Source organism: Chromatiaceae bacterium, from assembly GCA_016714645.1.
Lineage (GTDB): Bacteria > Pseudomonadota > Gammaproteobacteria > Chromatiales > Chromatiaceae > M0108.
Genome location: JADKCI010000001.1, coordinates 661,183 through 687,816 on the forward strand (window position 1 = coordinate 661,183; position 26,634 = coordinate 687,816).

General features: G+C 64.3%; 21 protein-coding genes and 1 pseudogene. 14 read left to right on the forward strand and 8 right to left on the reverse strand.

What is annotated here, in order from left to right:
* Nucleotides 1–159 precede the first annotated feature (159 nt).
* Nucleotides 160–2,454 (forward strand): IS4 family transposase, encoded by a 2,295-nt coding sequence (locus tag IPN92_03030; protein MBK8637292.1) that lies wholly within the window; start codon nucleotides 160–162, stop codon nucleotides 2,452–2,454.
* 220 nt (nucleotides 2,455–2,674) lie between these two features.
* Entirely contained in the window at nucleotides 2,675–4,573 is a 1,899-nt protein-coding gene (locus IPN92_03035) for an acyltransferase (GenBank protein ID MBK8637293.1), read from the forward strand.
* A 208-nt stretch (nucleotides 4,574–4,781) separates the two neighbouring features.
* Here IPN92_03035 and IPN92_03040 read toward each other — a convergent pair whose 3' ends face one another.
* The 3 genes and pseudogenes from IPN92_03040 to IPN92_03050 form a co-directional block, all read right to left on the reverse strand.
* The gene (locus IPN92_03040; GenBank protein MBK8637294.1) at nucleotides 4,782–4,982 is read right to left on the reverse strand and encodes a hypothetical protein; all 201 of its coding nucleotides are present in this window, start codon (nucleotides 4,980–4,982) and stop codon (nucleotides 4,782–4,784) included.
* A 314-nt stretch (nucleotides 4,983–5,296) separates the two neighbouring features.
* Nucleotides 5,297–6,256 (reverse strand): hypothetical protein, encoded by a 960-nt coding sequence (locus IPN92_03045; protein ID MBK8637295.1) that lies wholly within the window; start codon nucleotides 6,254–6,256, stop codon nucleotides 5,297–5,299.
* A 32-nt stretch (nucleotides 6,257–6,288) separates the two neighbouring features.
* Nucleotides 6,289–7,532 (reverse strand): annotated as a pseudogene (locus IPN92_03050) (ISL3 family transposase).
* Between the two features lie 538 nt (nucleotides 7,533–8,070).
* Between IPN92_03050 and IPN92_03055 the strand changes: the two are divergent.
* The gene (locus tag IPN92_03055) at nucleotides 8,071–8,607 is read left to right on the forward strand and encodes a TIGR02281 family clan AA aspartic protease (protein ID MBK8637296.1); all 537 of its coding nucleotides are present in this window, start codon (nucleotides 8,071–8,073) and stop codon (nucleotides 8,605–8,607) included.
* A gap of 38 nt (nucleotides 8,608–8,645) precedes the next feature.
* Here IPN92_03055 and IPN92_03060 read toward each other — a convergent pair whose 3' ends face one another.
* From IPN92_03060 to IPN92_03070, 3 genes are read right to left on the reverse strand one after another with little or no spacing between them, the layout of a single operon-like run.
* Nucleotides 8,646–9,530 (reverse strand): metal ABC transporter permease, encoded by an 885-nt coding sequence (locus IPN92_03060; protein ID MBK8637297.1) that lies wholly within the window; start codon nucleotides 9,528–9,530, stop codon nucleotides 8,646–8,648.
* Nucleotides 9,523–10,302, reverse strand: coding sequence for an ABC transporter ATP-binding protein (locus IPN92_03065; GenBank protein MBK8637298.1), 780 nt, complete (start codon nucleotides 10,300–10,302; stop codon nucleotides 9,523–9,525). Before IPN92_03065 ends, IPN92_03060 begins: the two co-directional genes overlap by 8 nt.
* The gene (locus tag IPN92_03070; GenBank protein ID MBK8637299.1) at nucleotides 10,299–11,180 is read right to left on the reverse strand and encodes a zinc ABC transporter substrate-binding protein; all 882 of its coding nucleotides are present in this window, start codon (nucleotides 11,178–11,180) and stop codon (nucleotides 10,299–10,301) included. Before IPN92_03070 ends, IPN92_03065 begins: the two co-directional genes overlap by 4 nt.
* 342 nt (nucleotides 11,181–11,522) lie before the next feature.
* On the opposite strand from IPN92_03070, the gene djlA reads away from it, so the two are divergent.
* The 4 genes from djlA to IPN92_03090 all read left to right on the forward strand — a co-directional run bounded on the left by djlA (nucleotide 11,523) and on the right by IPN92_03090 (nucleotide 15,490).
* Entirely contained in the window at nucleotides 11,523–12,335 is an 813-nt protein-coding gene (gene djlA, locus IPN92_03075) for a co-chaperone DjlA (protein MBK8637300.1), read from the forward strand.
* Between the two features lie 275 nt (nucleotides 12,336–12,610).
* A complete protein-coding gene (gene rpe / locus IPN92_03080) occupies nucleotides 12,611–13,303 on the forward strand; it encodes a ribulose-phosphate 3-epimerase (GenBank protein MBK8637301.1) in 693 nt (230 codons plus the stop codon).
* Nucleotides 13,304–13,316: 13 nt separating this feature from the next.
* Nucleotides 13,317–13,991 carry a phosphoglycolate phosphatase gene (locus IPN92_03085; GenBank protein MBK8637302.1) on the forward strand — a complete coding sequence of 225 codons (675 nt, stop codon included), beginning with the start codon at nucleotides 13,317–13,319 and terminating at the stop codon, nucleotides 13,989–13,991.
* The gene (locus IPN92_03090) at nucleotides 13,988–15,490 is read left to right on the forward strand and encodes an anthranilate synthase component I (protein MBK8637303.1); all 1,503 of its coding nucleotides are present in this window, start codon (nucleotides 13,988–13,990) and stop codon (nucleotides 15,488–15,490) included. The genes IPN92_03085 and IPN92_03090 overlap by 4 nt, the downstream gene beginning before the upstream one ends.
* A 103-nt stretch (nucleotides 15,491–15,593) precedes the next feature.
* Here IPN92_03090 and IPN92_03095 read toward each other — a convergent pair whose 3' ends face one another.
* Nucleotides 15,594–15,857, reverse strand: a complete 264-nt coding sequence (locus tag IPN92_03095; protein MBK8637304.1) for a Txe/YoeB family addiction module toxin — start codon at nucleotides 15,855–15,857, stop codon at nucleotides 15,594–15,596.
* Nucleotides 15,854–16,096, reverse strand: a complete 243-nt coding sequence (locus tag IPN92_03100; protein ID MBK8637305.1) for a type II toxin-antitoxin system Phd/YefM family antitoxin — start codon at nucleotides 16,094–16,096, stop codon at nucleotides 15,854–15,856. Before IPN92_03100 ends, IPN92_03095 begins: the two co-directional genes overlap by 4 nt.
* A 221-nt stretch (nucleotides 16,097–16,317) precedes the next feature.
* On the opposite strand from IPN92_03100, the gene IPN92_03105 reads away from it, so the two are divergent.
* The 7 genes from IPN92_03105 to prpF all read left to right on the forward strand — a co-directional run bounded on the left by IPN92_03105 (nucleotide 16,318) and on the right by prpF (nucleotide 26,456).
* Nucleotides 16,318–17,478: an MFS transporter gene (locus IPN92_03105; GenBank protein MBK8637306.1), complete on the forward strand. Its 1,161-nt coding sequence runs from the start codon at nucleotides 16,318–16,320 to the stop codon at nucleotides 17,476–17,478.
* Between the two features lie 190 nt (nucleotides 17,479–17,668).
* Nucleotides 17,669–19,564, forward strand: coding sequence for a propionyl-CoA synthetase (locus tag IPN92_03110; protein ID MBK8637307.1), 1,896 nt, complete (start codon nucleotides 17,669–17,671; stop codon nucleotides 19,562–19,564).
* Nucleotides 19,565–19,750: 186 nt separating this feature from the next.
* Nucleotides 19,751–20,437, forward strand: a complete 687-nt coding sequence (locus IPN92_03115; GenBank protein MBK8637308.1) for a GntR family transcriptional regulator — start codon at nucleotides 19,751–19,753, stop codon at nucleotides 20,435–20,437.
* 22 nt (nucleotides 20,438–20,459) lie between these two features.
* Nucleotides 20,460–21,350, forward strand: coding sequence for a methylisocitrate lyase (prpB, locus tag IPN92_03120; GenBank protein ID MBK8637309.1), 891 nt, complete (start codon nucleotides 20,460–20,462; stop codon nucleotides 21,348–21,350).
* Nucleotides 21,351–21,425: 75 nt separating this feature from the next.
* The gene (gene prpC, locus IPN92_03125) at nucleotides 21,426–22,580 is read left to right on the forward strand and encodes a 2-methylcitrate synthase (protein ID MBK8637310.1); all 1,155 of its coding nucleotides are present in this window, start codon (nucleotides 21,426–21,428) and stop codon (nucleotides 22,578–22,580) included.
* Nucleotides 22,581–22,582: 2 nt separating this feature from the next.
* Nucleotides 22,583–25,192, forward strand: a complete 2,610-nt coding sequence (gene acnD, locus IPN92_03130; GenBank protein MBK8637311.1) for a Fe/S-dependent 2-methylisocitrate dehydratase AcnD — start codon at nucleotides 22,583–22,585, stop codon at nucleotides 25,190–25,192.
* Nucleotides 25,193–25,262: 70 nt separating this feature from the next.
* Nucleotides 25,263–26,456: a 2-methylaconitate cis-trans isomerase PrpF gene (gene prpF, locus IPN92_03135; protein MBK8637312.1), complete on the forward strand. Its 1,194-nt coding sequence runs from the start codon at nucleotides 25,263–25,265 to the stop codon at nucleotides 26,454–26,456.
* The last annotated feature ends 178 nt before the right edge of the window (nucleotides 26,457–26,634 follow it).

The following is a 26,634-nucleotide window of genomic DNA, read 5'->3' on the forward strand; positions in this document are numbered from 1 at the left end:
TCATCACCTTCGCATTGCCGAATGATTTATGCCCCAGGCAAATAAGGACTTGGAGACGCCGCCAAAGGCTTTCACGACTGCCCCGTCTTGAAGTTCCTGAGCCATCTGATCCCTACACACACTTGACTCCGCGCCGCCCGGCCGCTACGCTCCCCGGCCATGAGAGTCTGTGGCCAATGGTTTGACACCCCCCTACGCGAGCGCATCATGGCCACCGTCGGTCAGGAGCCCGCCCTCAGCCGCCGCGCCCTGGCGGAACGGGTGTGTGACTGGCTGAGCTGGACCAATGCCCAGGGCCAACGCTGCCTGGGCAGCGCCCGCCGCGCGCTGGCCGAGCTCCACCGGCGCGGCGCCGTGACGCTGTCCGTGGCGACACTCTTTTCTGTTGGCCCCCGCCCGGCACCCGCCACGGTGGCGCCAGCGCCGCTGCCGGTGGCTGAAGTAACGGGCGACCTGGCCGCCCTGGGTCCCATCGACCTCGTGGTGGTGGACACCGCCGCGGAACGCGACACCTACCACCAACTCATGGTCCAGCACCCCCTGGGGGACAAACCCCTGTGTGGGGCGCAATTGCGCTACCTGTTCCACTGCCCCCAGGGTTACCTGGGCGCCGCCGCCTGTCAGTCGGCCAGCTTCGCCCTCCAGGATCGCGACCACTGGATCGGCTGGAACGAGGCCACCCGCCGCGGTAACCTCGCCCGGGTCGTCGCCAATGCCCGCTTCCTGATCTTGCCTGGGGTCCGCGTACCCCACCTGGCCTCCCATCTCTTGGGCCAGCTGGCCCGCCGTTTGCCGGCGGACTGGGAAGCCCGCTATGGCGTGCGGCCCCTGCTGCTGGAGACCTTCGTCCATCCCGACTATGCCGGCACCTGCTACGCCGCCGCCGGCTGGGAATGCATCGGCCACAGCGCCGGCCGCCGGGATGGCGTACCGAAGGCCCTGTGGGTGCGCCCCCTGGCGGATGATGCCCGCCAGCGGCTGCGCCAGGGGCCCGCACGGCTGCCCGCCGAGCGCCCCAGTACGCCGGCCGACTGGACCGAGGAAGAATTTGGTGGCCTCAAAGTCTGGGATGCCCGTCTCAAACACCGCCTGTATCATCTGGCCGCGGACTTCTGGGGCGACGTCCAGTCCCGGAGTCTCACCCGCCGCTGCGCCGACCGCGCCCGGACGGTCGCGGCCTATCGTTTCTTTGGCAACCCGCGGATCAACATGCACGTCATACTCGGCGCCCACCGGGAGGCGGTGATCGCCCGGATGGGCGCCCAGCCCCTGGTGCTGGTGCCCCAGGACACGACCTCGCTCAACTACACCGGCCATCCCGATACGGCGGGGCTGGGGCCGATCGGGAACAAGACCGACGGCGGCCCCGTCGGCCTGGTGCTGCATAACAGCCACGCCTTCACCCCCGAGGGCGTGCCCTTGGGGGTGGTGAGCGCCGAGTGCTGGGCGCGTGACCCCGACCAACATCAGACCCGCCGGGAACCCGAGGTGCGGGAAAGCGGCAAGTGGCTGGCAGCCTACCGCACCCTGCAGGCGATCGCCCCCCAGGTGCCGCACACCACCCTGGTGAGTATCGGTGACCGCGAGGCCGACCTGTTCGAACTCTTCGCCCTGGCGCGTGATCCCGCCAGCCCGCGCCTGCTGGTGCGGGCCAACCGCGGCCGGCAGCGCCAGGTGATGAGCGCTGAGGGGCTGACCCCGTTGTGGGACCACCTGGGCGGTCTGGAGGTGGCGGGGCGCCTCGCCCTGGTACTGCCGCGCCGCGGCGCGCAAGCCGCGCGCACCGCGGAGCTGGCGCTGCGCTGTGGGCCGGTGACGCTCAAACCGCCCGGGAATCTTAAAGAAAGCCCGCTGGCGCTGTGGGCGGTGTTGCTGCGCGAAGCGGCCCCGCCCCCGGGGGTCGACGGGGTGGACTGGCTGTTGCTGACCAACGTCGCCACCACCACCCTGGCCGAGGCCCAAGAGCGGGTGCGCTGGTATGGCGCGCGCTGGGGCATCGAGGTGTTTCATCGCGCCCTCAAGACCGGTTGCCAGATCGAGGAGCGCCAGTTGGGCTTCGTGGCCCGCCTGGAGAATTGCCTGGCCATCGATCTGGTGGTGGCCTGGCGCATTTACTATCTGACGATGCTGGGCCGCATGGATCCTGACGCCCCCTGCACCCTGTTCTTCCAGGATCCGGAATGGCAGGCGCTGTTTAGCTGGTTTCATCAAACCACGGTCTTGCCGGCGACGCCACCCACCCTGCAAGAGGCGACCCGCTGGATCGCCATCAAGGGCGGCTTCCAGGGCCGTAAGGCCGATGGCCACCCGGGGACGGAGGTGCTGTGGCATGGCTTGCAGAAGCTGGACGTGGCGATCGAGATGTATCTGATCTATCGCCCGGAGGAGCGGGCGAGCTGGCGCGATGAGTATCCGCCGGGGTATTTGCGGCCGCCGCCGGAGGATACTTCGTGAGAAAGGAATGGACTCAGGTATGTGTAAAGGTCAGCTGAGCCATCCAGGCCCCCTCCTTAGCCAGCCGTTCACGGTGCTTGCTTTGCCGAGTATGCTCTACGGGTTGATTCGGCATGCCCAAAGCGGTATGTTTATATATGAAAAATTTGATGTTGCTTTAGCGTCCATGATGCGGACTTGAGCGTTTAATAGAATGCAATATAGGAGGGATGTCGATGGTTTGCGCGCCCTGGCGGTAATTTCTGTTATTCTGTATCACGCTAAATTCTCACTTGTAAGTGGCGGCTTTGTCGGGGTTGATATCTTTTTCGTCATCAGTGGTTATCTGATTACATCCATTATTATCGCCGAGCTCGAATGCGGTGCATTTTCTCTCCGCAATTTCTATGAACGCAGAGCCAGGCGTATACTGCCCGCGTTATTCCTGGTGATGGCGGTCTGCCTGCCGCTAGGTTGGCTTTGGCTGCAACCTGCGGACATGAAGTTATTGGCACAAAGTCAATGGGCCGTGGCTTTATTCTCGTCGAATTTTTTATTTTGGAGCGAGAGTGGATATTTTGATGTAGCCGCGGAGTTTAAGCCGCTTCTGCATACCTGGAGTTTGGCGGTTGAGGAACAGTATTACATTCTCTTCCCGCTCTTTCTTATACTCGTCTGGCGCCTTGGAAAAAAGAAAATTGTTACGATATTGGCAATTATTGCCATCCTCAGCTTGGCTACCGCCCAGTGGGGGATTAGCCATGACCCCATGGGTACCTTTTATTTGCTACCCACCAGGGCCTGGGAACTTGTGGTTGGTGCTTTTGTGGCATTCTTTCTGTCGAGTCACCATGGGTATTTGCCGGGCCTAAGAATTAATCAAATTATGAGCTTGATTGGGTTTTGTTTAATTTTCTACTCTATCTTCTTCTTTAGTGATAAAACCCCGGTTCCTGGTTTATATGCCCTTATTCCTACCGTTGGCGTCGCTCTTATTTTGCTTTATTCCACCCCGGATACGGTTGTTGGAACCATTTTGGGAACCAAGGGCGCGGTCGGTGTTGGGCTGGTAAGTTATAGCGCATATTTGTGGCATCAGCCGATATTCGCCTTTGCGCGACATGCTAGCTTGCTCGAACCTGGCTGGGTGGTATTTTGCGTTCTGGTGGGCGGAATTTTTTTACTCTCTTTTCTGAGTTGGCGCTATATTGAAAAGCCATTTAGATCTAAAAATTTTATTCGAAGCCGTGGAGCATTGGTATATTCATTTGCGGGGACATTTATTTTTGTGGGCATCGGGTTGATGGGCCATATGACGGAAGGATACTATCTGAGGGATGATCTAAAGGAACGGTTCGATAGTCTTGAAAAACGAATTCGGCTTAACCAGGGTTTGAATCCGGTTTGTGATAACTTCTTTACCCTCTCGGACGCTTGCGGGCCGCATGAAAATCCTGATGTCGTATTATGGGGAGATTCGTATGCCATGCACCTCATGTCAGGTCTGCAGGCGGCGAATCCAGAACTCAGAATCGTTCAAATAACGCTTTCGGGGTGTGGACCCATTCTGGGTATAGCTCCGATTACCCGAGAACTCAACAGTTCTTGGGCAAAAGCCTGTCTAGAGAACAATGATAGGATATTCGATTACCTTAAGAAATCAATGACCGTGAAGTATGTCGTACTGAGCTCGCCATTCGCCCAATATGTAGATACGGACTCGCGAGTACTCCTGCGTAATGGGGAGGTGGTGAACGGGGAAAATAACTCATACGAATACTTTAGAAGCACCCTTGATACGTTGAGGAATCTTGGTATCCAGCCAATCATTTTTTCACCAACGCCACAAAATGGAGAGGATTATGGGAGATGTCTGGTGAAAGCGGCAATGCTTGAACGTAATTTAGAGGTATGTAATTTTAAGCTGAGTGATGTTTATGAAAAATACCCCAAAGTCATTGAATTTCTAAAGATGATTGAAAGGGAGTTTAAGGTGGTTTGGCTCAGTGATGCTATTTGTCGGGACGGCATATGCCGTGCCGCGATGGGTGATACATTCATCTACCGCGATACCGGGCACCTCTCCTATGAAGGAAGCATCCTGTTGGGAAAGAATTCAAGCGATTTTGTTATAAATTGATTTGCCCCGTGATTTGATTATAGCCAATGACGGGGTTATATCAGGGCAATTAGGCTCTGTTACGTTTGTTGTGGGCAAAGGGTCCGACGCTTTTGATTCACGCTGCGAGCGTGGCACACGCGTTGAGTTTGAAGGGGGATGCCGGTAGGTGACGGAGCTTGCCGACCAGCGGAACATGTCAACCTGTTCTGGACACCGGAGAGAAAAGTTAACGTATTTTCCGCTCCTTCGCTGCGGTGAGGGTCGGGAAGTTCACGGCGCGTGATTCAAGGGCACCGGCCTCGTCGGGGGCAAACGGATTGATGCTCATCTGCTCAGGCGGCCGGGTCGTGCGCGACGGACCTTTGACGAAGCGCTCGGGGTGGCGTTGGTACTGCCGATCAAGGGCGGCTTGCCGGGTGAGGGCGATGCGGCGATCGCGCCCGGTGAAGACCTGTTCGGGAGTGAAGTATGCCAAGCCACTGTGATGGTGGACGTTGTTGTACCCGTGACAATAGTCCTCGCACCACTGCCTGGCGTGGCCGACGTCATGGCAACGTCCCGGTCATCGGGCGGGTACTTCAGGGTTTTGAACGGGCTCTCGCTGACCGGGTTGTCGTTGCTGACCCGGGGCCGGCGGTGGCTACAGGTCGCGCCAAGCTCGGCCATCAGGTTGAGGTCGGTGCGTGCCATCAGGGGTGCGCCGCGGTCCTGGTGCCGGGTCAATTGGCCATCGGCGACGGCCTAGCGGCCGATGGCCTCCTGCATCATGTACTGGGCCAGCGCGCTGTTCTCCTGGCGCGAGACCATCCAGGCCAAGGTGTAGCGGCAGTAGAGGTCCATGACGACGTACAGCGACAGATACGGACCACGCCGGGTCGTCGGCAGCTGGGTGATGTCCCAGGTCCAAACCTGGTTGGCTGCGGTGGCCACCCGGCGCGGGATGGCAGGGTGCTGGGCGGGACGTGGTGCGCGCCGTTCCCCGGTGGCCCGATCGGCACGCAGCAGGCGATGCAACGTGCTCAGCGAGGCCGGTGCCTGGCCGTGCTCCAGCAGATCGGCATGGATTTCCGCCGGGGGTTGATCACGGTAGGTCGGGCTGTAGAGGATCTCACGCAGGGCTTGGCGCTCGGCCGCCGAGAGCGCGCGCGGTTGTGGTGCGCTACGACGTAAGCGGCGTTGCGCACGCGCCTCCTCGCTGATGCCGCCGGCGCGGCGGCGGGCATAGACCGAGCTGCGATTGAGGCCAAGCGCGGTGCAGACCGTTGCCAGGGGGATCCCCTCGGGAGGCTGATGCACGACCTGGTTCATGCACCACTCCCACTGCTCACGTGATCGAACAGCCGTAACGTTTTTTTGCAGGTCGATGCACTCTTGGGTGATCGTCAGTTGGCGGACGAGACGCGCATGCTCCTGCTCCAACGGCTCAATGCGCCGTTGGTGCGGACTCTTGCTCGCGGCGGGTCCCGGCTGAGTCTTGCCCGGTACGCCTTGCTCCGCACGCTCTCGACGCCATTGCTGAAGTTGACTGCTGTAGCGCTTCTCGCGTCGCAGCAGCGCGCCGAGCTCGCCACGCCTGCACGCGTCGGCTTGGTCCAGGATCCGCAACTTCTCCGCAGGACTGAAACGCCGGCGGGTCCGCTTCTCCAACTCGGGCGGCGGTGTCACCTGACGGTTCGGGACATCGCCGGGTGGTTTGGGCATCGCTCTGACTCCTACTTTCGGAACCCTGAAATCTACAGTAACTTCAAACAGAGACTGTATGGAGGCAGGTTGACACACAGGGCCAGGAGGTAGGCGATGGTGATCAGGTGCTGGGTGGTGCCATAGCCACGGGCCTTGGCCTTAGCGGCCTGGATGAGCGCATTGGCCCCTTCGACCCGGCCGTTAGTGAGTTTGGAATCGAAGGCATTGAGGATGCCGTCCCAGTGGTTCTTGAGGGTCGTGGCGACCTGCTTCATGGGTTCGAGGCGGCAGCGGCGTGCCCAGCAGTATCCCTGCTCCAGCAGCGGTTCGGCCTCCGCGCGGTTGGCGGCCCGGTGGAACCTCTCGCGCAGGGCTTCTTTGATGCGAAACGCCCGGTGGGTCTTGAGGTTCAGGCGCTTGAGATCGGTGTAGTGGCTGATCTGGCGGGTGCTCCCGTCCTGCTTGTCCTTGAGCCACCGGTAGCGGGTGCGCTTGAGCTCGGGGGTGGATTTCGCCTCTTGGCGGCGGACCTCGTCGACCGCCTGGTTGACCCGTTGGAGCACATGGAACTCGTCGAAGGTCACCGCCGCCCAGGGCAGGTGCTCGGCAACCCCGGCGCGATAGCGGGTGGACCTGTCGATGCACACCGCGCGAACGTTCTCGGCACCGCCACCGTGGACTTCAAGGTCGTCAGCAAACGGTGCCACGACCTCGGCCTTGCGCCCATCGCAGGCGTACCGCAAGCGCCCCGCCTCCAGGTCGTGAAAGAGGCTGATGTCGTCGTCCCGCGCCGTGCGGCGGTCTCGTCCAGACCCACCGCGGCGACGGCGGAGAAGTCCTCTTGGGCACGCGCCTGGTCAACGTCGTGATCCAGGGTGCGCCACACGCGCAGGTCGCTGACCGCTAGCAGCTGCGCCACCTGGCGGACCGGCATCGCCTGGCACAGGGTGACAATCAGGGCTGCCATCAGCAGCGTGAAACCGCTGTCGGGACGCGCCCACGGCACGGCCACCTGCGTGGTCTTGGCGCAGGGGCCGCAGCGCACCCGCAGCACCTTGCCGTGGAGGTACGCCTGATACTGGAAGAAGTTGAGGTGATGCCACGCCTGATCCAGGGTGTCATGCACCGGTTGGTGTTCCGCCCCGCAGTGCGGGCAGGTGAAGCGCGTGCCCGGCCGGAAGGCGACCTGCAAATCGATGCGCCCCGCCCCGGGAGCGAAGGCCACATTGACCACTTCCCAGGGCGCTTGCAGGCCCAGGGCCACGGTGAACAAGGACGGCGACGGATGATTCATGGCAGCACCCTTACATGGGCTGCCTGTGGATTTGTGGACGCGTCCTGCGGACCGGCCCGACCCCTGCGGGCCGTGTGGACAACCCATGGACCGCGCTGCGACCACACCGTGCACTGGGTGAGCGCCGTGCGGGCGCGGTCCACCGGTTGCCCACACGATCGGGCCTCTCGCCCACAACTCCACAGGCACTACAACAGGCTTTCAATGATGCGCTAGATAGGTGCCAGCGGGGCGGGGAAAAACCCCAGCTACCCACAGAGAAAGTAACAGAGGCGGCAATTATCAAGGGCATGGGGTCGAAGGTCGAAGGAGTCAATGTTGCCATGGATATTTATATGAGGCCTCTGCGGAGAGCCCGATCTTCTTTTCCTGGAGACCCCTCAAGCCGGTAGGTAAGGATGAATTGCAAAATTTCGCCCGCACCTCTTAGTGCATCGCAAGGTAGGCGGCTGGCAGTTCCCCGATAGAGCGCTCATGTTCCAAAAACCACACCTGGCCTTAAACAATTAATTCTCGACCCATATGGATCCAGAACGTCATGTACGAGCAGAGATCCAAACACAATGACATTGCATCGCGCCTTGGCCGGGCCATGCTGTTCGCCGCCTGGATCGTTGGCCTGGCCCTACTGGTCATGGTTTTCCAGCGCCTCTTGGGTGAGGTGGAAAATCCTAACCGGGACCTCGCGATCAGCCTGGATGTGGTGGGGCGCCCCCAGGTGATGCTGGCACGCAATCGGGCTGGGCACTACGTCGCCCCCGGGCGGATCAATGGTGAGGCGGTCACCTTTATGATCGATACGGGGGCAACGGATGTGGCCCTGCCGCTCGAATTGGCGAAAGTCCTGAATTTGCGCCTGGGGGCGGGACGCATTTCCCGAACCGCCAATGGTGATGTCCAGACCTGGGCCGCCCTGCTGGATGAAGTCGATCTGGGTGGACTGGCGGCCCAGCGGGTGCGGGCCTCGGTCCTGCCCAACATGCCCGGCGACCAGGTCTTGCTGGGGATGAGTTATCTTAAGCGCTTCGAAATGATTCAACGAGACGGTACCCTGATCCTGCGTGCACCGGATTAGGCGGATGCCGACTTCAGCCTATCGCGGTCCAGGCCTGGTCAATGACCATGGTCCGGGTTGTGGCTTCCCGCGGCCTTGCCCCCGCTGGCGGCAAGCCGAGCTCGCCGTCGCGCCAGAAAGCGTGACAGCAAGGCCGAGGTGACGTAGAGGCCGCCGGCTACCAGGATGATGGTCGGACCCGCGGGCAGGTCGGGACCGTAGGATAGGGCTAGGCCAGCCAGGTTGAGGGCGCCGCCGATCAGGGTGGCGATCAGCATCATGAGCCCCAGGGAATGCACATAGTGCCCGGCGATGGCGGCGGGCAGGGTCAGGAGGGCCAGGACCAGGATGAGGCCGACGACCTGGATCAGCAGCACCACCGTCACCGCCACCATCACTAGCAGCAGCAGGTAGAAGAAGGTCACCGGGATGCCGCGCAGGCGGGCGAATTCCTCGTCGAAAGCCACGGCGAGGAACTGGCGATGGTAGGCCAGCACCAGCACCAGCAGCAGGCCGTCCAGGGCGGCCATGAACCAGAGGCTCTCCGTCGGCACCAGCAGGATATTGCCAAAGAGGTAGCTCATGAGGTCGGTCTGATAGCCCGGTGTCTTGGCGATAAACAGCAGGCCCACCGCCATGCCGATGGCCCAGAGGGCACCGATCAAGGTGTCCTCCTCGGCCCGCCAGCGCAGCCGCACCCAGCCGATCAGGAGCGCCGCCAGGACCGCCGCCATCAGGGCCCCCGCCAGGGGGGAAAAGCCGAAATAGAGGGCGGCTCCCATGCCGCCGAGCACCGAGTGGGCTATACCCCCGGCGATGAAGGCGATGCGCTTGACGACCACGTAGGGCCCCATCAGGCCGCAGCCAATGCTGGCGAGCAGGCCGGCGGCCAGGGCGGACTGGAGAAAGGCCTGGCTGGCGAGGGCCATGAGAAATTCACGCATGATCCGCTCCCGAGGGCGGGTGGCGATGCGCCACCATGCGCACCGCCTCGCCATAAAGGTTCTGGATAATCTTGCCGTCAATGGCGTCGGTGTGATGGCAGGCCAGGGTCCGGTTGACGCAGGCGACGCGGGTGACATAGCTGGAGATGAAGCCGATGTCGTGGGAGACGACCAGGATGGTCAGGCGGGCGTTGAGTTGCCGCAGCAGGTCGAAGATGTCGCCCTCCAGGCGCTGGTCGATGTTGGCCGTGGGCTCGTCCAGGATGAGGATGCGGGGCTCGCAGGCCAGGGCGCGGGCGAGTAGGACCCGCTGCAATTGCCCCCCGGAGAGGCTGCCGATCCGGCGGCGGGCCAGGTCCAGGGCCTCCACCTCGGCCAGGGAGCGGTGGGCGATCTCGCGATCCTCCCGTCGATAGCCGCCAGGCCAGAGTTGGGAGAAGCGCCCCGCACCTGGGCCACCGACCCGTGCCATAAGTACCGCCTGCTCCACCGTAATCGGGAAATCGCGGGGAAAGCTCGGATATTGAGGCACATAGCCAAGCTGGCGGCTGGCCTCGCGCGGCGGGTGGCCGAGGACCTGGATCTGGCCGGATTGGGGGGTGAGCAGGCCGAGGATGAGTCGCAGCAGGGTGCTCTTGCCGCCGGCGTTGGGGCCGACGATACCGATGAACTCCCCCGGTGCCACGCTCAGACTGACGGCCTCCAGTACCCGGGCAGCGCCGTAGGAAAAGTCAAGATCCCGTACCTCAATGACGGGGGCCAGGGGGCTCATGGGTTGGGGGTACCGGCGGTGGCGATCTGGCGCGCTACCGCGCGTAGGTTAGCCACATAGTCCGGGGCCAGGGGATCGATGGCGATGACCTGGCCGCCAATGGCGCGGGCGATCTGCTCGGCGAAGCGCGGGTCGGATTGGGGCTGGACGAAGACGACGCGGATCTGGTCGCGCTTGGCCTGCTCGATCAAGGTCACCAGGGTCCGCGCCCCGGGCTCCTTGCCCCCCTGCTCGATCGGGACCTGAGTCAGGCCATAGGCGTCGGCGAAGTAACCCCAGGCGGGGTGGAAGACCAGGAATTTCCGACTGGGCAGATCCTGGAGCTGGGCCCGGATCTCCTGGTCCAGGGCCTCCAGTTCGGCGGCGAACTGGGCCTGATTGCGGCCATAGTCATCGGCATGGGCCGGGTCGAGTTCGGTCAGGGTGTCGCGGATGCTGGCCGACATCCGCGCCGCCAGTAGCGGGCTGGTCCAGAGGTGGGGATCCCCGGCCTCGTCCGCCGTGGGGACCTGCCTGGCATGACCCGGATCCTCATCATGGTCGTGATGATCCAGGGGCAGGAGGTCAATGCCTGTCCGGGCATCCAGGACCCGCATGCGGGGATTGGCCGCCCGCAGGCGCGGCACCCAGGCCTGCTCGAAGGGCATGCCGATGCCGATGAAGAGATCGGCCCGGGCGATGTCCGCCACCTGTTGCGGGGTAGGCTCGAAAGCCTCGTGGTTTTGACCGGGCCGCGTGAGGGCGCTGACCTTGACATGTTCCCCCCCCACCCTGGCCACGAAGGTCTCCTGGGGCAGGACGCTGACGAACACCTCCAGGGGGGCGGCCAGACTCGCCAGGGGCCAAAAGAGGGCGAGCCACATCGAAAGGTAGCGCATGGTTAAAGGCTCTTGCGGGGTCGTGGATGAAAGCCAGGGGGCCGGAGTGATATTTCGGCCTACCAGATAGCCCGAACAGCCCGATCCTCCTGCCGTCCGCCGAAGTTTGACGGGCTCTGTATATCTATTAGGGTATAACATTTTCAAGATGCCCAGGAAGGCGATGGCCGCCCCTGCATCCTGTCGCAACCAGGGGCAGGCTGGGGTGCCTCCCCCGGCGGCCATCCGGATCGGCGAGGGGAGCCTGGGTGGTGTTCATGGCCTTTCGACCCTAATGGGTTTAATCTTTTAGCTTCGCAGCGTCAGGACGCGGCAAATAGACCAGAGGCGGGGTAAATCGGCATGGCGTGGTGGGGCAAGGTCGTGGGCGGGGCCCTAGGCTTCGTGTTGGGTGGCCCCTTGGGCGCCATGCTGGGTGGCGTCCTCGGGCACAAGCTGGATAAGGGGATGGCGTCACTCCAGGGCACGGAGGAAATGGACCCCGGTGATCGGGAGCGGGTCCAGACCGCCTTCTTTACCGCCACCTTCTCGGTGCTGGGCCACATGGCCAAGGCCGATGGCCGGGTCTCGCCGCGGGAGATTGCCCTGGCGGAGGCGGTCATGCAGCGCATGGATCTGTCGCCGGACCTGCGCGCCACCGCTATCCAGTTGTTCAATCGGGGCAAGGCCGACGACTTCGACCTGGACGGGGTGCTGTCCCAGTTCCGGCGCGAGTGCCACCGTCGCGTCACCCTCTTGCAGATGTTCCTGGAGATCCAGATCCAGGCCGCTTATGCCGACGGCGTCCCCGCCCCCGCCGAGCAGCGCATCCTGGGTCACATCCGCGAGCAACTGGGCATCCCCGAGTTCCTGTTTCGCCGCATGGAACAACTGGCGGGCTTGCAATGGGAGTACGCAGGTGGCGGTGCGGGTGGCGGCGGGCGGCCCACCAAGCCACGGGGCCCGACCCTGGAACAGGCCTACGAACTGCTGGGCCTGTCCCCCCAGGCCAGTGATGCCGAGGTCAAGCGCGCCTACCGCCGCCTCATGAGTCAGAACCACCCCGACAAGCTCGTCTCCAAGGGCCTGCCGGAGGAGATGATGAAACTCGCCAGCCAGAAGACCCACGAGATTCGTCAGGCCTACGAGATGATCTCCGCGGCGAGGAAGGTCTAATGCAGGATGTCCGGCCATCAAAGGCCTATCGCGCCTCTTGTGCGCGGCATAGGGCGGTCGGAGGATGGCTCGCGGTCAGCCTGTGAAGGCGTGCATGCTGCGGATGTCTATATCCCGTCTCTGGAAGTGGGTTGTGGCCTCCCGGTGTGAAGACTGGAGCGACTGGCCATGCCCCGGATGAAAATTCCGCCGGCTTGGGGTAGAGTGCCCCCTTTCAAAATAACAGATCCGGGGGCCTTGACCGGCCACTCCGGCACAAGAGGAGAGACACTGCCATGGCCGCTGATTTCATCGCCCCCTCCATCCTGTCCGCCGACTTCGCCAAGTTGGGCGAGGAAGTCGATAATGTGCTGGCCGCTGGCGCCGACATCGTCCACTTCGATGTCATGGACAATCACTATGTCCCCAACCTGACCATCGGCCCCCTGGTGTGCGAGGCCCTGCGCAAGCATGGCGTCACCGCCCCCATCGATGTTCATCTCATGGTCAAGCCCGTGGATCGCATCGTCCCGGATTTCGCCAAGGCCGGAGCCACCTACATCACCTTCCACCCCGAGGCCAGCGAGCACGTCGACCGCACCCTCCAGCTCATCCGCAACGAAGGCTGCAAGGCCGGCCTGGTGTTTAATCCCGCCACGCCCCTGAGTTATCTGGACTATGTGATGGACAAGGTGGACATGATTCTCCTCATGTCCGTCAACCCCGGCTTCGGCGGCCAGAGCTTCATCCCCGCTACCCTGGAGAAGCTGCGTCAGGCGCGCAAGATGATTGACGACTCGGGTTACGACATCCGGTTGGAGATCGATGGCGGTGTCAAGGCCGACAACATCGCCGAGATTAAGGCCGCCGGGGCCGATACCTTCGTCTCCGGCTCCGGCCTCTTCGGCTACGGCAAGGCCGAGGACCCGCACCGCTATGACACCATAGTCCGCCAGATGCGCGCGGCCCTCGCCAGCGTCGCCGGCTGAGGTTCACGGCATCATGCGACCCCGGATGATCCTGATCGACCTGGACGGCACCCTGGTGGACAGCGTGCCGGATCTGGCCTTCTGCGTCGATGCCATGATGGCGCGTCTGGGCCGTCCGCCCCATGGGGAGGTGGCGGTGCGCAACTGGGTAGGCAACGGCGTCGAGCGCCTGGTGCGCCGTGCCCTCATTGGCCAGCTCAACGGTGAGCCGGAGGCGGCCGATTTCGAGCAGGCCTACCCCCTCTTCCTGGAACTCTATCGGGACAATACCTCCCGGCGTTCCTGCCTCTACCCCGGCATTCGCGAGGGGCTGGACTGGCTCCAGGGCAACCACTACCGGCTCGGCTGCGTCACCAACAAGGCCGCCCAGTTCACCGAGCCCCTGCTGCGGGACCTGGGCGTCCGCGATGACTTCGAGATCGTCATCAGTGGCGACACCCTGCCCCGCAACAAGCCAGACCCCCTGCCGCTGCTCCATGCCGCCGCCCATTTTGGCGTTGATCCAGCCGAGGCCCTCATGATCGGGGACTCGGTAAGCGACGTGAAGGCCGCCCGGGCCGCGGGCTTTCGCATCTTCTGCATGACCTATGGCTACAACCATGGCCAGGATATCCGCGACTTCCATCCGGACGCGGTCATGGACTCCCTGGTCGAGGTCCGGGGGCTGTTGGAGGGGGCCGCCTCATGACCCCCGAACGCTTCGCCAGCCTCGCCGCCGAAGGCTACAACCGTATCCCCCTGGTCCGCGAGGTCCTCGCCGACCTGGACACCCCCCTCAGCGCCTACCTCAAGCTCGCGGGCGGGCCCTATTCCTGCCTCTTCGAGTCCGTCCACGGCGGTGAGAAGTGGGGCCGCTACTCCATCCTCGTCCTGCCCAGCCGCACCCGGCTTGAGGTCAGCGGTCACCGCCTGCGTCTCTGGACCGACGGCCGGCTGATCGAGGAGGAGGAGACGGCGGATCCCCTGGCCTGGATCGCGGCCTTCCAGCGCCGCTTTAAGGTGGCCCCCACCCCCGAAGGCATGCCCCGCTTCGCCGGTGGCCTGGCCGGCTATTTCGGCTACGACAGCATCCGCTACATCGAGCCGCGCCTGGCCCAGTGCCCCAACCCGGATCCCCTGGGCACCCCGGACATCCTGCTCATGGTCGCAGACGAAATCGTCGTCTTCGACAATCTGAGCGGACGCCTGTATATCATCATCCACCTGGATCCCACCGCCGGCGAGTCCCTGGCGGATGGCGAGGCCCGGCTCAATGCCCTCATCCTGCTCATGCGCCGCGGCGCCCCGCGCCCGCCCCCGGGCCTGGCCCGGCAGGTCAGCGAGACCGACTTCGTTTCCGGCTTCACCGAGGCGGGCTTCAAGGGGGCGGTGGAGCGCATCAAGGACTACATCCTGGCGGGCGACTGCATGCAGGTAGTCCTCTCCCAGCGCCTGTCCATCCCCTTCCAGGCCCGGCCCCTGGACCTCTACCGGGCCTTGCGCGGCCTCAACCCCTCGCCCTACATGCACTTCATGGACCTGGGGAGCTTCCAGATCGTTGGCTCCTCGCCGGAGATTCTGACTCGTCTGGAGGAGGGGGTCGTTACCGTCCGCCCCATCGCCGGCACCCGCCGCCGTGGTCACACCGAGGCCGAGGACCGGGCCCTGGAGGAGGAGCTCCTGGCCGACCCCAAGGAGCTGGCGGAGCACTTGATGCTGATCGACCTGGGCCGCAACGACGTGGGCCGCGTCGCCCGTATCGGTACCGTGCGCCTCACCGAGCGCATGATCGTCGAGCGCTATTCCCACGTCATGCACATCGTCTCCAACGTCATCGGTGAGTTGCACGAGGGTCTCGATGCCATCGACGTGCTGCGCGCCACCTTTCCCGCCGGCACCGTCTCCGGCGCTCCCAAGATCCGCGCCATGGAGATCATCGACGAGCTGGAGCCGGTAAAACGCGGCATTTATTCCGGTGCCGTCGGCTACCTGTCCTGGAACGGCAACATGGACACGGCCATCGCCATCCGCACCGCCGTCATCAAGGACGGCCAGCTCCACATCCAGGCCGGCGCCGGCATCGTCGCCGATTCGGTTCCGGCGTTGGAATGGCAGGAGACCATGAACAAGGGTCGGGCCATTTTCCGCGCCGTCGCCATGGCCGAGGCTGGTATCGAGCGCCAGGGTTGCGTCTCCGATGCGAGTTGAAGCCGGTGGGGCTTGACGGGCAGGAACGGAAAGGGCTGCACCGGATTTGCTCGCCTTTATCAACGGCGGCTTGGGTGGTGCGTCCGGGCACTTAGGTCCGGCTTTATTCATAGTGCGTCCAAAGCCGTATGACTTTGACGACCTGCTCGGTCGCGAGGACTTGATAGACGATCCGATGCTGGATATTGATGCGCCGCGAATAGGCACCGGCGAGATCGCCGACCAGCTTTTCGTAAGGGGGTGGGTTTTGCAGGGGATCATGTTCGAGTAGGGCCAACAGGGCCCGGGCCTTGCCCTCCAGCCCGGACGCGGCAAGTTTTCTTGCGTCCTTCTGGGCCTGCTTGGTGTACACCAAGGACCACTTCACCAGTTCAATTCCTTGGCGCATTCCGCCAGCGGGGTTGCCATGCCCTTTTGGATCGATTCCCTCATGCCTGGCACGGACAGCAGGTAAAGGGTTTCAGCGATGGCATTCCAGTCTTCTTCGGAAACCAACACCGCATTCCCTCTTTTCCCCGTAATGACAATGGGTCGATGGGTGCTGGCAGCCTCGTCGATCAAGCTGTAAAGCTTGGAACGTGCCTCGGTTGCAGTGAGCGACGTCATCATCTTTACCTCTCGGCGTAATGTACGTTTTCGCGTACGCTTGGCAAGGATATCGATCTGCTTGCCAAGATGCAAAGGCGTCATGATCCCACCGCATTCCCTGGGTGCGGGTCGGCAAATCAGGATCGGTTCGGTCAGATCGGCAATCCCCGGATGCCTATTCCCGCTTTACTCGGGATAATAGGACATCGCATCCCCAGCCCCACCTCTGTTCCCGACCCGTGACCCGCGCTCGTCCTCCCCTTGGCATCCTGCTATTGACGGTCTTCGGCTTCAGCACCCTCTATGCACCCCAACCCCTCTTGCCGGTGCTGGCGGAGGCCTTTGGCCGGGGGCCGACGGAGGCCTCCCTCCTCATTACCCTGGCCATGCTGCCCCTGGCTTGCGCGCCCCTGGTCTATGGCTATCTGCTGGTTTCGGTGCCGGCGCGGCCCATGCTGGCGGGCGCGGCCCTGCTGTTGGCCCTGTGCCAACTCGGGCTGGCGCTGGCGGATACCTGGTGGCTGATGCTGACCCTGCGCCTCTTGATCGGCCTCTGTCTGCCGGCCCTCTTCACGGCCCTCATGACCTTCGTGGCCGCCTCGGCCACCGCCGAGAATCTGCGCCAGTCCCTGGCCTGGTATATCGCCGCTACCATCCTCGGTGGTTTCGCCGGCCGAGCCATCAGTGGGCTCGTGGCCTCGGTCTGGGACTGGCGGTTGGCGCTGGGGATCTGGGCGCCGGCCTTGCTGGTCATGGGGCTCTGGACCCTGCGCCTGCCGGGGCGCCAGGAGAGCCGCTTCGTGCGGGTGACGCCGCGCGTCTTCCAGGTCGTGATGGAGAGACCCGGCGCCCCCCAGGCCTATCTCACAGTTTTTTCTATTTTCTTCGTCTTCGCGGCGGTGCTGAATGTCCTACCCTTTCATATGGTTGACCAAGACCCGGGTGCGGGGGCCGCGGGCATTGGCTTTGCCTATCTGGGTTACCTTTCCGGCCTGCTGGTCTCCCTCAATACGGAACGACTGAGCCGCCTGTTCCAGTCCGAGGGCCCCCTCTATGCCCTGGGTCTGGGGCTCTATGCCCTGGGTCTCGGGCTATTCGCCCTGTCCGCCACGGTTGGGGTCTATCTGGCCATGTTCGCCTTCTGTGGCGGCATGTTCCTCATCCACACCCGCCTCTCGGGCCAGGTCAATCAAATGGGCGGTCCGCATCGGGGGGTCGTCAATGGTATCTATATCGCCGCCTATTACTTGGGGGGGAGTTTGGGCTCCTGGCTGGCGGTGGAGGTCTATCGCTACCTGGGCTGGCTGCCCTTTCTGACCGCCGTCGCCCTGGTTCTGGGCCTGGCCGGCCATGGCCTGCGGGGCATGTTACGGCGGGAGACTCGGCAGGCACCGGCATGACCGGGCGCCGCCGGCCGGCCGGGGTGTCAATATTGACTATTGTCGACAAAGGGGGTTGACATAACGGAAATAGAGAGTATTTTTGCCAATTCTGGGGCGGATTGTCGACAATCTGCCGCGGCTGACGGGCGCCCCGATGCATCCGCGATCATAACAACACTCATTTATCGTTTACCGAGGAGAGATGGTCATGACTTACGACGAGGTCTATCAGCGTTCCCTGTCCGATCCCGAGGGTTTCTGGGGGGATGCCGCCCAGGCGATCCATTGGGACAAGACCTGGGATCGGGTCCTGGATGACAGCAAGCCCCCCTTCTATCGCTGGTTCGCCGGCGGCATGTTGAACACCTGCTACAACGCCGTGGACCGTCATGTCGAGGCCGGGCGCGGTGATCAGGCCGCCATCATCTACGACAGCCCCGTCACCGGCACCCAGCGCACTATCAGCTATGCCGAGCTGCTGGACCAGGTCTCCCGCTGCGCCGGCGCCCTCGCCAACCTGGGCGTGGTCAAGGGCGATCGTGTCATCATCTACATGCCCATGGTCCCGGAGGCCGCCATCGCCATGCTGGCCTGCGCCCGCCTCGGCGCCGTGCATTCCGTGGTCTTCGGCGGCTTCTCCGCCCGCGAGCTGTCCACCCGCATCGAGGACGCCAAGCCCAAGGTGATGGTCGCGGGTTCCTGCGGCATCGAGCCGAACCGGGTGGTTCATTACAAGCCGCTGCTGGATCAGGCCATCGAGATGTCCAGCCACAAGCCCCAGAGTTGCCTGGTGCTGCGGCGTCCTCAGGAGCCCGGCACTATGATCGCCGGCCGCGACTTCGATTGGGACGAGGCCATCGCCACGGCCCAGCCCCATCCCTGCGTCTCCGTCGCCGCCACCGACCCCCTCTATATCCTCTACACCTCCGGCACCACCGGCCTGCCCAAGGGCGTGGTGCGCGACAACGGCGGCCACGCCGTGGCCATGTATTGGAGCATGAAGAACCTCTATGCCATGGAGCCGGGCGAGGTCTTCTGGGCCGCCTCCGATGTCGGCTGGGTGGTGGGTCACTCCTATATCGTTTACGCACCGCTCCTCTACGGCTGCACCACCCTCATCTACGAGGGCAAGCCCGTTGGCACCCCGGACGCCGGCGCCTTCTGGCGGGTCATCAGCGAGCATGGGGTCTCCGTCATGTTCACCGCCCCCACCGCCTTCCGCGCCATCAAGCGCGTCGATTCCAAGGCCGAACACCTGGCGCGCTACGACATGTCCGGCTTCCGCGCCCTCTTCCTCGCCGGGGAGCGCTGCGATCCCGATACCCTGCAATGGGCCCAGCATATTCTCCAAGTGCCCGTCATCGACCACTGGTGGCAGACCGAGACGGGCTGGGGCATCGCCGCCAACTGCCTGGGCATCGAGCCCCTGCCGGTCAAGCCCGGCTCGCCGACCAAGGCCGTGCCCGGCTACGACGTGCGCATCCTGGATGACGACGGCCATGAGCAGGCCCCGGGCGAGATCGGGCGCATCATGATCAAGCTACCCCTGCCGCCGGCCTGCCTGCCGACCCTGTGGCAGAACGACGACCGCTATGTCGAGTCCTACCTCAGCGCCGAACCGGGTTACTACCTGACCGGCGATGCCGGCATGAAGGACGAGGAGGGCTACCTCTTCATCATGAGTCGCATCGACGACATCATTAATGTCGCCGGCCACCGCCTCTCCACCGGCGGCATGGAGGAGGTCCTGTCCTCCCACCCGGACGTCGCCGAATGCGCCGTCATCGGCGTTGCCGACGCCCTCAAGGGCGAGATCCCCCTAGGCCTGGTGGTCCTCAAGAGCGGTGTCGAGAAGCCCGAAGACCAGATTGACCGCGAGCTGGTGGCCCTGGTGCGGGAGAAGATCGGCCCGGTGGCGGACTTCAAGAAGGTCATCGTGGTCGAGCGTCTGCCCAAGACCCGCTCCGGCAAGACCCTGCGTGGCACCATGAAGCGCATCGCCGACGGCCAGGCCTTCAACATGCCCGCGACCATCGATGATCCCGCCATCCTCGACGAGATCGCGGCCAAGCTGCAAACCATCGGCTACGCCCATCAGGCCTGATGCCAGCTCCGGCCCCGGGCGGACAGGACGGACAAGGCGGGTCGGGTGGCCGCGGGCGGGGGTGTCGACCGCAGGGATGCGGTCGCCAAGCCTACAGGGATGTATTTACGGCGTCTCCCGCCCGCGGCCACCCGACCCGGGCAGAGCTCCGCACATTGATCACTGATGGGCATCGCCACTCGCTCCATGCATGACCAGGACATCACCCTCGCCGACCAGATCTACACCCGGATGCGCCGAGAGATCGTGGAGGGCCAGATCCCGCCGGGCTCCAAAATGAGCGAGCCCGAACTGGCGCGGCGCTACGGCATCAGCCGGGGCCCGCTGCGAGAGGCGATGCGGCGGCTGGAGTCCTCCAGCCTGGTGGTGCGCCGGGCCAACGTCGGGGCGCGGGTCATCGAACTGTCCAGCCCCCAGTTGCTGGATCTCTATTACCTGCGCGAGGCCCTGGAGGGCCTGGCGGCCCGACTGGCGGCGGAGCGCATGAGCGCGGCGGAGATCGACGAATTGCGCGCCCTCATCGCCCTTCACGAGCGCCAGGTCGCCCAGGACCGCGGTCTGGCCTATTACCAGAGCGAGGGCGATCTGGACTTTCACTTCTGCATCGTGCGTGGCAGTCATAACGCTCGCCTGCAGGACCTGCTGGAGAATGACCTCTACCACCTGGTGCGCATGTATCGCTGCCAGTTCGGCATGGTCGGGCCCCGCGCCCCCACCGCCCTGCGGGAGCATGGGCAGATTGTCGAGGCCATTGCCGCGCGCGATGGCGAACTGGCGGAGATCCTGATGCGCCGCCATATCCGCGCCTCCCGCCAGCAGGTGGAGCGACGCCTGAGCGGCGAATGGCCGCAACCGACCCCTTTGACCCATTGATTAAAGCACCGTGAGAACCACCATGAAGCCATCCCAGTCCCCCGGCGCCCGCCTGCGCCAGGCCGTCGGCGCGGAACAGCCCCTGCAGGTCGTCGGCGCCATCAATGCCTACCACGCCATGATGGCCGAGCGCGTCGGCTACCGCGCCCTCTACCTCTCCGGCGGCGGCGTCGCGGCGGGCTCCCTGGGCCTGCCGGACCTGGGGATCAGCAACCTGCACGACGTCTGCGAGGACGTGCGCCGCATCACCTATGTCACCCAGGCCCCGCTGCTGGTGGATGCCGATACCGGCCTGGGCCCCAGCGCCTTCAACATCGAGCGCACCGTGCGGGAACTGATGCGCGCTGGTGCCGCCGGCTGCCACATCGAGGACCAGGTCCAGGCCAAGCGCTGCGGCCACCGGCCCGGCAAGGCCATCGTCTCCAAGGCGGAGATGGTGGACCGGGTCAAGGCGGCGGTGGACGCGGCCCGGGATGACTTTGTCATCATGGCCCGCACCGACGCCCTGGCGGTGGAAGGTTTCCAGTCCGCTATCGACCGCGCCTGCGCCTGCGTCGAGGCCGGCGCGGACATGATCTTCCCCGAGGCCATGACCGAACTCGACCAGTATCGGGAGTTCGTCCAGGCCGTGGGCGTGCCGGTGCTGGCCAATATCACCGAGTTCGGCGCCACCCCTCTCTTCACCACCCAGGAGTTGGGTGCCGTGGGCGTGGGCCTGGTGCTCTATCCCCTGTCCGCCTTCCGCGCCATGAACCAGGCCGCCCTCAAGGTTTACCAGGCGATCCGTCGCGATGGCACCCAGCAGGCGGTGGTGGACACCATGCAGACGCGCATGGATCTGTACGACTACCTGGGCTATCACGCCTTTGAACAGAAGCTGGATGCCCTCTTCTCCGCGGGCGGGGAAGACTGAGGCCAGGCCCCAGACGGCCGGCGGGACGGGTTCCCCGGCGAACATAACCTCGATTGATACCACCGGAGTTTCACCATGAGCAAGCCAGAAGTTGCCCAGGCCCCCAAGGGCAAGAAGTCCGTCGCCCTGTCCGGCACCCCCGCCGGCAATACCGCCATCTGCACCGTCGGACGTACCGGCAACGACCTGCACTATCGCGGCTATGACATCCTGGAATTCGCCGACATCGCCGAGTTCGAGGAGATTGCCTATCTGCTGATCCATGGCGAACTGCCCAATGCGCACCAGTTGATGGAATACAAGCGCCTGCTCCAGTCCATGCGCGACCTGCCCTCGGCGCTGAAGAACATCCTGGAGCAGCTCCCGGCCTCCGCCCATCCCATGGATGTGCTGCGAACCGGTGCCTCCGTGCTCGGCACCCTGGAGCCGGAGCGGGAGTCCCAGCCCGTGGCGGCCGCCCGCGGCATCGGTGATCGCCTCATCGCCAGCCTGGGCTCCATGCTGCTCTACTGGTACCACTTCAGCCATCATGGCAAGCGCATCGCGGTCGAGACCGAGGATGAGACCATCGCCGCCCACTTCCTGCACCTGCTCCATGGCCGCCCGCCCACCGAGCTGCAGATCCGCGCCATGCACACCTCGCTGAACCTCTATGCCGAGCATGAGTTCAACGCCTCCACCTTCACCGCGCGCGTCATCGCCGGGACCGGCTCGGACATCTATTCCTGTGTCTCCGGCGCCATCGGCGCCCTGCGCGGGCCCAAGCATGGCGGCGCCAACGAGGTGGCCTGCGACATCCAGAGCCGCTACGACAGCGCCGATCAGGCCGAGGCCGACATCCGCGCCAGGGTCGCGCGCAAGGAGATCGTCATTGGCTTCGGGCACCCCGTCTATACCATCGGCGACCCCCGTAACGAGGTCATCAAGCGGGTCGCCAAGGCTCTGGCCGACGACACCACCGAACACCTCATGTATGACATCGCCGAGCGCCTGGAGACCATCATGTGGGACATCAAGAAGATGTTCCCCAATCTGGACTGGTTCTCGGCCGTCAGCTACCACCTGATGGGCGTACCCACTGCAATGTTCACGCCCCTCTTCGTCATCGCCCGCACCAGTGGCTGGACCGCTCACATCATCGAGCAGCGCATCGACAACAAGATCATCCGCCCGAGCGCCACCTATGTGGGTCTCGAGAACCGGCCCTGGGTGCCCGTGGAGCAGCGCTGATCATGAGCAACGCCTACCGCAGACCCCTGCCGGGCACCGATCTGGATTACTTCGATACGCGGGCCGCGATCGAGGCGATCCAGCCAGGCGCCTATGCCAAGCTGCCCTATACCTCGCGAGTGCTGGCGGAACAGTTGGTGCGCCGCTGTGATCCAGCAATCCTGACCGATTCGCTCAAGCAGCTCATCGAGCGCAAGCGTGACCTGGACTTCCCCTGGTACCCGGCCCGGGTCGTTTGCCATGACATCCTTGGCCAGACCGCCCTGGTGGACCTGGCGGGCCTGCGTGATGCGATTGCCGAGCAGGGCGGTGATCCGGCCCAGGTCAACCCGGTGGTGCCCACCCAACTGATCGTCGATCACTCGTTGGCCGTGGAATTCGCGGGTTTCGATCCGGACGCCTTCGCGAAGAACCGCGCCATCGAGGATCGGCGCAACGAAGACCGTTTCCACTTCATCGAGTGGACCAAAACCGCCTTCAAGAACGTCGACGTCATCCCGGCCGGGAACGGCATCATGCACCAGATCAACCTGGAGAAGATGTCGCCAGTGATTCAGGCCCGTGACGGCGTCGCCTTCCCGGATACCTGCGTGGGCACCGACAGCCATACCCCGCATGTGGATGCGCTCGGCGTGATCGCCATCGGGGTCGGCGGCCTGGAGGCCGAGACCGTGATGCTCGGCCGCGCCTCCATGATGCGCCTGCCCGACATCCTCGGCGTGCGGCTGACCAGCCAGCGCCAGCCGGGCATCACCGCCACCGACATCGTCCTGGCCCTGACCGAGTTCCTGCGCCAGTCGCGCGTGGTCGGCGCCTGGGTCGAGTTCTTCGGTGAGGGTGCGGCCAGCCTCACGATCGGCGACCGGGCCACCATCTCCAACATGTGTCCGGAGTACGGCGCCACGGCGGCGATGTTCTACATCGATGGCCAGACCATCGACTACCTCAGGCTCACCGGCCGCGAGCCGGAGCAGGTCGCCCTGGTCGAGACCTATGCCAAGACCACCGGCCTGTGGGCCGATGCGCTGGCCACCGCCGAGTATGAGCGGGTGCTGGAGTTCGACCTGTCGACCGTCGTGCGCAACATGGCCGGCCCGTCCAATCCGCACCGTCGGCTACCGACCAGCGCCCTGCGCGAGCGGGGCATTGCCGTCGATCTGGACAAGGCACTGGCCGAAGAGCAGGAGGGCCTGATGCCGGACGGCGCAGTCATCATCGCCGCCATCACCAGTTGCACCAATACCAGCAACCCGCGCAACGTGGTGGCCGCCGCTCTGGTGGCTAAGAAGGCCAACGCCTTGGGCCTGACGCGCAAGCCCTGGGTCAAGACCTCCTTTGCCCCGGGCTCCAAGGTGGCCAAGCTGTATCTGGAGGAGGCCGGCCTGCTGCCGGAGTTGGAGAAACTCGGCTTCGGCATCGTCGCTTACGCCTGCACCACCTGCAACGGCATGTCCGGCGCATTGGACCCGAAGATCCAGCAAGAGATCATCGACCGCGACCTCTTCGCGACCGCCGTGCTGTCGGGCAACCGCAACTTCGACGGCCGCATCCACCCCTATGCCAAGCAGGCCTTCCTGGCCTCGCCGCCGCTGGTGGTGGCCTACGCCATCGCCGGCACGGTGCGTTTTGACATCGAGCGGGATGCGCTCGGCCATGACCCGCGGGGCAACCCCATCACCCTGAAGGATCTGTGGCCGAGCGACGAGGAGGTCGACGCCATCGTCGCCGCCTGCGTCAAGCCGGAGCAGTTCCGCCAGGTCTATGACCCTATGTTCGCGATCCAGGTGGACAAGGGCGGGCAGGTCAGTCCGCTTTACGACTGGCGTCCGATGAGCACCTATATCCGCCGTCCGCCCTACTGGGAAGGCGCACTGGCCGGTGAGCGGACCCTCAAGGGCCTGCGGCCGCTGGCGGTCCTGCCGGACAACATCACCACCGACCATCTGTCGCCGTCCAATGCCATCCTGGCGAACAGCGCCTCCGGGGAGTACCTGGCGAAAATGGGCCTGCCGGAGGAGGACTTTAACTCCTACGCCACCCACCGCGGCGACCACCTGACTGCCCAGCGCGCCACCTTCGCCAACCCGCAACTGGTGAACGAGATGGCCCTGGTCGATGGCCAGGTCAAGAAGGGTTCGCTGGCCCGTGTCGAGCCAGACGGCCAGGTCATGCGCATGTGGGAGTCGATTGAGACTTACATGGCGCGCCGGCAGCCGCTGATCATTATCGCCGGCGCTGACTATGGTCAGGGCTCATCGCGCGACTGGGCCGCCAAGGGCGTGCGCCTGGCTGGGGTGGAGGCGATCGTCGCCGAAGGGTTCGAGCGTATCCACCGCACCAACCTGGTCGGCATGGGTGTGTTGCCGTTGGAGTTCCAGCCGGGCGTCAACCGCAAGACCCTGGGGATCGACGGCACCGAGGTCTTCGACGTGATCGGCAGCCGCAAGCCCCGCGCCACGCTGACGCTGGTGATCCATCGTAAGAACGGTGAGACCGTCGAGGCGCCAGTGACCTGCCGCCTCGACACCGCCGAGGAGGTCTCCATCTACGAGGCCGGCGGCGTGCTCCAGCGCTTCGCCCAGGACTTCCTCGCATCGGCCAAGGCGGCGTGACAAAACCCTCTCCCGCTAGGGGTGAGGGGAAAGGGGAGTGAACAGATCAATCTGCCGAGATATCAAGCCTATGTCTAACGTCCCCCAAGTCAAGATCCCTGCCACCTACATGCGCGGTGGCACCAGCAAGGGTGTCTTCTTCCGCCTCCAGGACCTGCCCGAGCCTTGCCGGGTGCCGGGCGCGGCTCGCGATGCCCTGCTGCTGCGCGTCATCGGCAGCCCCGACCCCTACGGCAAACAGATTGATGGCATGGGTGGGGCCACCTCCAGCACCAGCAAAACGGTCATCCTCTCCAAGAGCACCAAGCCCGATCACGATGTCGATTACCTCTTCGGCCAGGTGTCCATCGACAAAGCCTTCGTGGACTGGAGCGGCAATTGCGGGAACCTCTCCGCCGCCGTCGGGCCCTTCGCCATCGCCAACGGCCTGGTCCATCCCAGCCGCCTGCCGGAAAACGGCATGGCCACCGTGCGCATCTGGCAGGCCAATATCAGCAAGACCATCATCGCCCACGTGCCCATGACCCAGGGCGCCGTCCAGGAGACGGGTGATTTCGAGCTCGACGGCGTGACCTTCCCCGCCGCCGAGGTGCAACTGGAGTTTCTCGATCCGGCCGACGAGGGCGAAGGCGAGGGTGGCGGCGCCATGTTCCCCACCGGCAACCTGGTGGACGACCTGGAGGTCCCGGGTGTCGGTACCTTCCAGGCGACCCTGATCAATGCGGGCATCCCCACCATCTTTGTCAACGCCGAGGCCATCGGCTACACCGGCACCGAGTTGCAGGACGCCATCAACGGCGATGCGAATGCCTTAAAGATGTTCGAGGCCATCCGAGCCTACGGCGCGGTGCGCATGGGCCTCATCAAGGACCTCGCCGAGGCCGCCCAGCGTCAGCACACGCCGAAGGTCGCCTTTGTCGCGGGGCCGGCCGATTACCTGTCGTCCAGCGGCAAGCCGGTGGCGGCCGCCGACATCGACCTCTGCGTGCGCGCCCTCTCCATGGGCAAACTGCACCACGCCATGATGGGCACGGCCGCCGTGGCCATCGGTACCGCCGCCGCGGTTCCGGGCACCCTGGTGAACCTCGCCGCCGGCGGCGGCGCCCGCAAGGCCGTGCGCTTCGGCCACCCCTCCGGCACCCTGCGGGTGGGCGCGGAAGCGACCCAGTTCCAGGGCCACTGGACCGTGACCAAGGCCATCATGAGCCGCAGCGCCCGGGTCTTGATGGAAGGATGGGTGCGGGTGCCCGGCGATACCTTCTAACAAAACTGGTTGCCAGGCAGTTGCGCCGGGTGATTGCACCCGGCCCTATCGGCCCGAATGGGGGAGTGCCCCGCATGCCGCCGGCCCTACCCCTGTCCTCCTCGCCTCTCTAAAGGAGACTTTTCGCCCGGCACCTCGCCGGGTGTTTTTTACTTCGGGCTTAACCCCACCCGGGGAG

What these genes read in the sequence shown, in the direction of transcription:
- rpe (MBK8637301.1), top strand. Translation starts at nt 12,611, where the DNA reads ATGGCCGCTGATTTCATCGCCCCCTCCATCCTGTCCGCCGACTTCGCC.
- IPN92_03115 (MBK8637308.1), top strand. Translation starts at nt 19,751, where the DNA reads ATGCATGACCAGGACATCACCCTCGCCGACCAGATCTACACCCGGATG.
- IPN92_03100 (MBK8637305.1), bottom strand. Translation starts at nt 16,096, where the DNA reads ATGACGTCGCTCACTGCAACCGAGGCACGTTCCAAGCTTTACAGCTTG.
- IPN92_03065 (MBK8637298.1), bottom strand. Translation starts at nt 10,302, where the DNA reads ATGAGCCCCCTGGCCCCCGTCATTGAGGTACGGGATCTTGACTTTTCC.
- acnD (MBK8637311.1), top strand. Translation starts at nt 22,583, where the DNA reads ATGAGCAACGCCTACCGCAGACCCCTGCCGGGCACCGATCTGGATTAC.
- IPN92_03085 (MBK8637302.1), top strand. Translation starts at nt 13,317, where the DNA reads ATGCGACCCCGGATGATCCTGATCGACCTGGACGGCACCCTGGTGGAC.
- IPN92_03060 (MBK8637297.1), bottom strand. Translation starts at nt 9,530, where the DNA reads ATGCGTGAATTTCTCATGGCCCTCGCCAGCCAGGCCTTTCTCCAGTCC.
- prpF (MBK8637312.1), top strand. Translation starts at nt 25,263, where the DNA reads ATGTCTAACGTCCCCCAAGTCAAGATCCCTGCCACCTACATGCGCGGT.
- prpC (MBK8637310.1), top strand. Translation starts at nt 21,426, where the DNA reads ATGAGCAAGCCAGAAGTTGCCCAGGCCCCCAAGGGCAAGAAGTCCGTC.
- IPN92_03030 (MBK8637292.1), top strand. Translation starts at nt 160, where the DNA reads ATGAGAGTCTGTGGCCAATGGTTTGACACCCCCCTACGCGAGCGCATC.
- IPN92_03070 (MBK8637299.1), bottom strand. Translation starts at nt 11,180, where the DNA reads ATGCGCTACCTTTCGATGTGGCTCGCCCTCTTTTGGCCCCTGGCGAGT.
- djlA (MBK8637300.1), top strand. Translation starts at nt 11,523, where the DNA reads ATGGCGTGGTGGGGCAAGGTCGTGGGCGGGGCCCTAGGCTTCGTGTTG.
- IPN92_03110 (MBK8637307.1), top strand. Translation starts at nt 17,669, where the DNA reads ATGACTTACGACGAGGTCTATCAGCGTTCCCTGTCCGATCCCGAGGGT.
- IPN92_03055 (MBK8637296.1), top strand. Translation starts at nt 8,071, where the DNA reads ATGTACGAGCAGAGATCCAAACACAATGACATTGCATCGCGCCTTGGC.
- IPN92_03090 (MBK8637303.1), top strand. Translation starts at nt 13,988, where the DNA reads ATGACCCCCGAACGCTTCGCCAGCCTCGCCGCCGAAGGCTACAACCGT.
- IPN92_03045 (MBK8637295.1), bottom strand. Translation starts at nt 6,256, where the DNA reads ATGCCCAAACCACCCGGCGATGTCCCGAACCGTCAGGTGACACCGCCG.
- prpB (MBK8637309.1), top strand. Translation starts at nt 20,460, where the DNA reads ATGAAGCCATCCCAGTCCCCCGGCGCCCGCCTGCGCCAGGCCGTCGGC.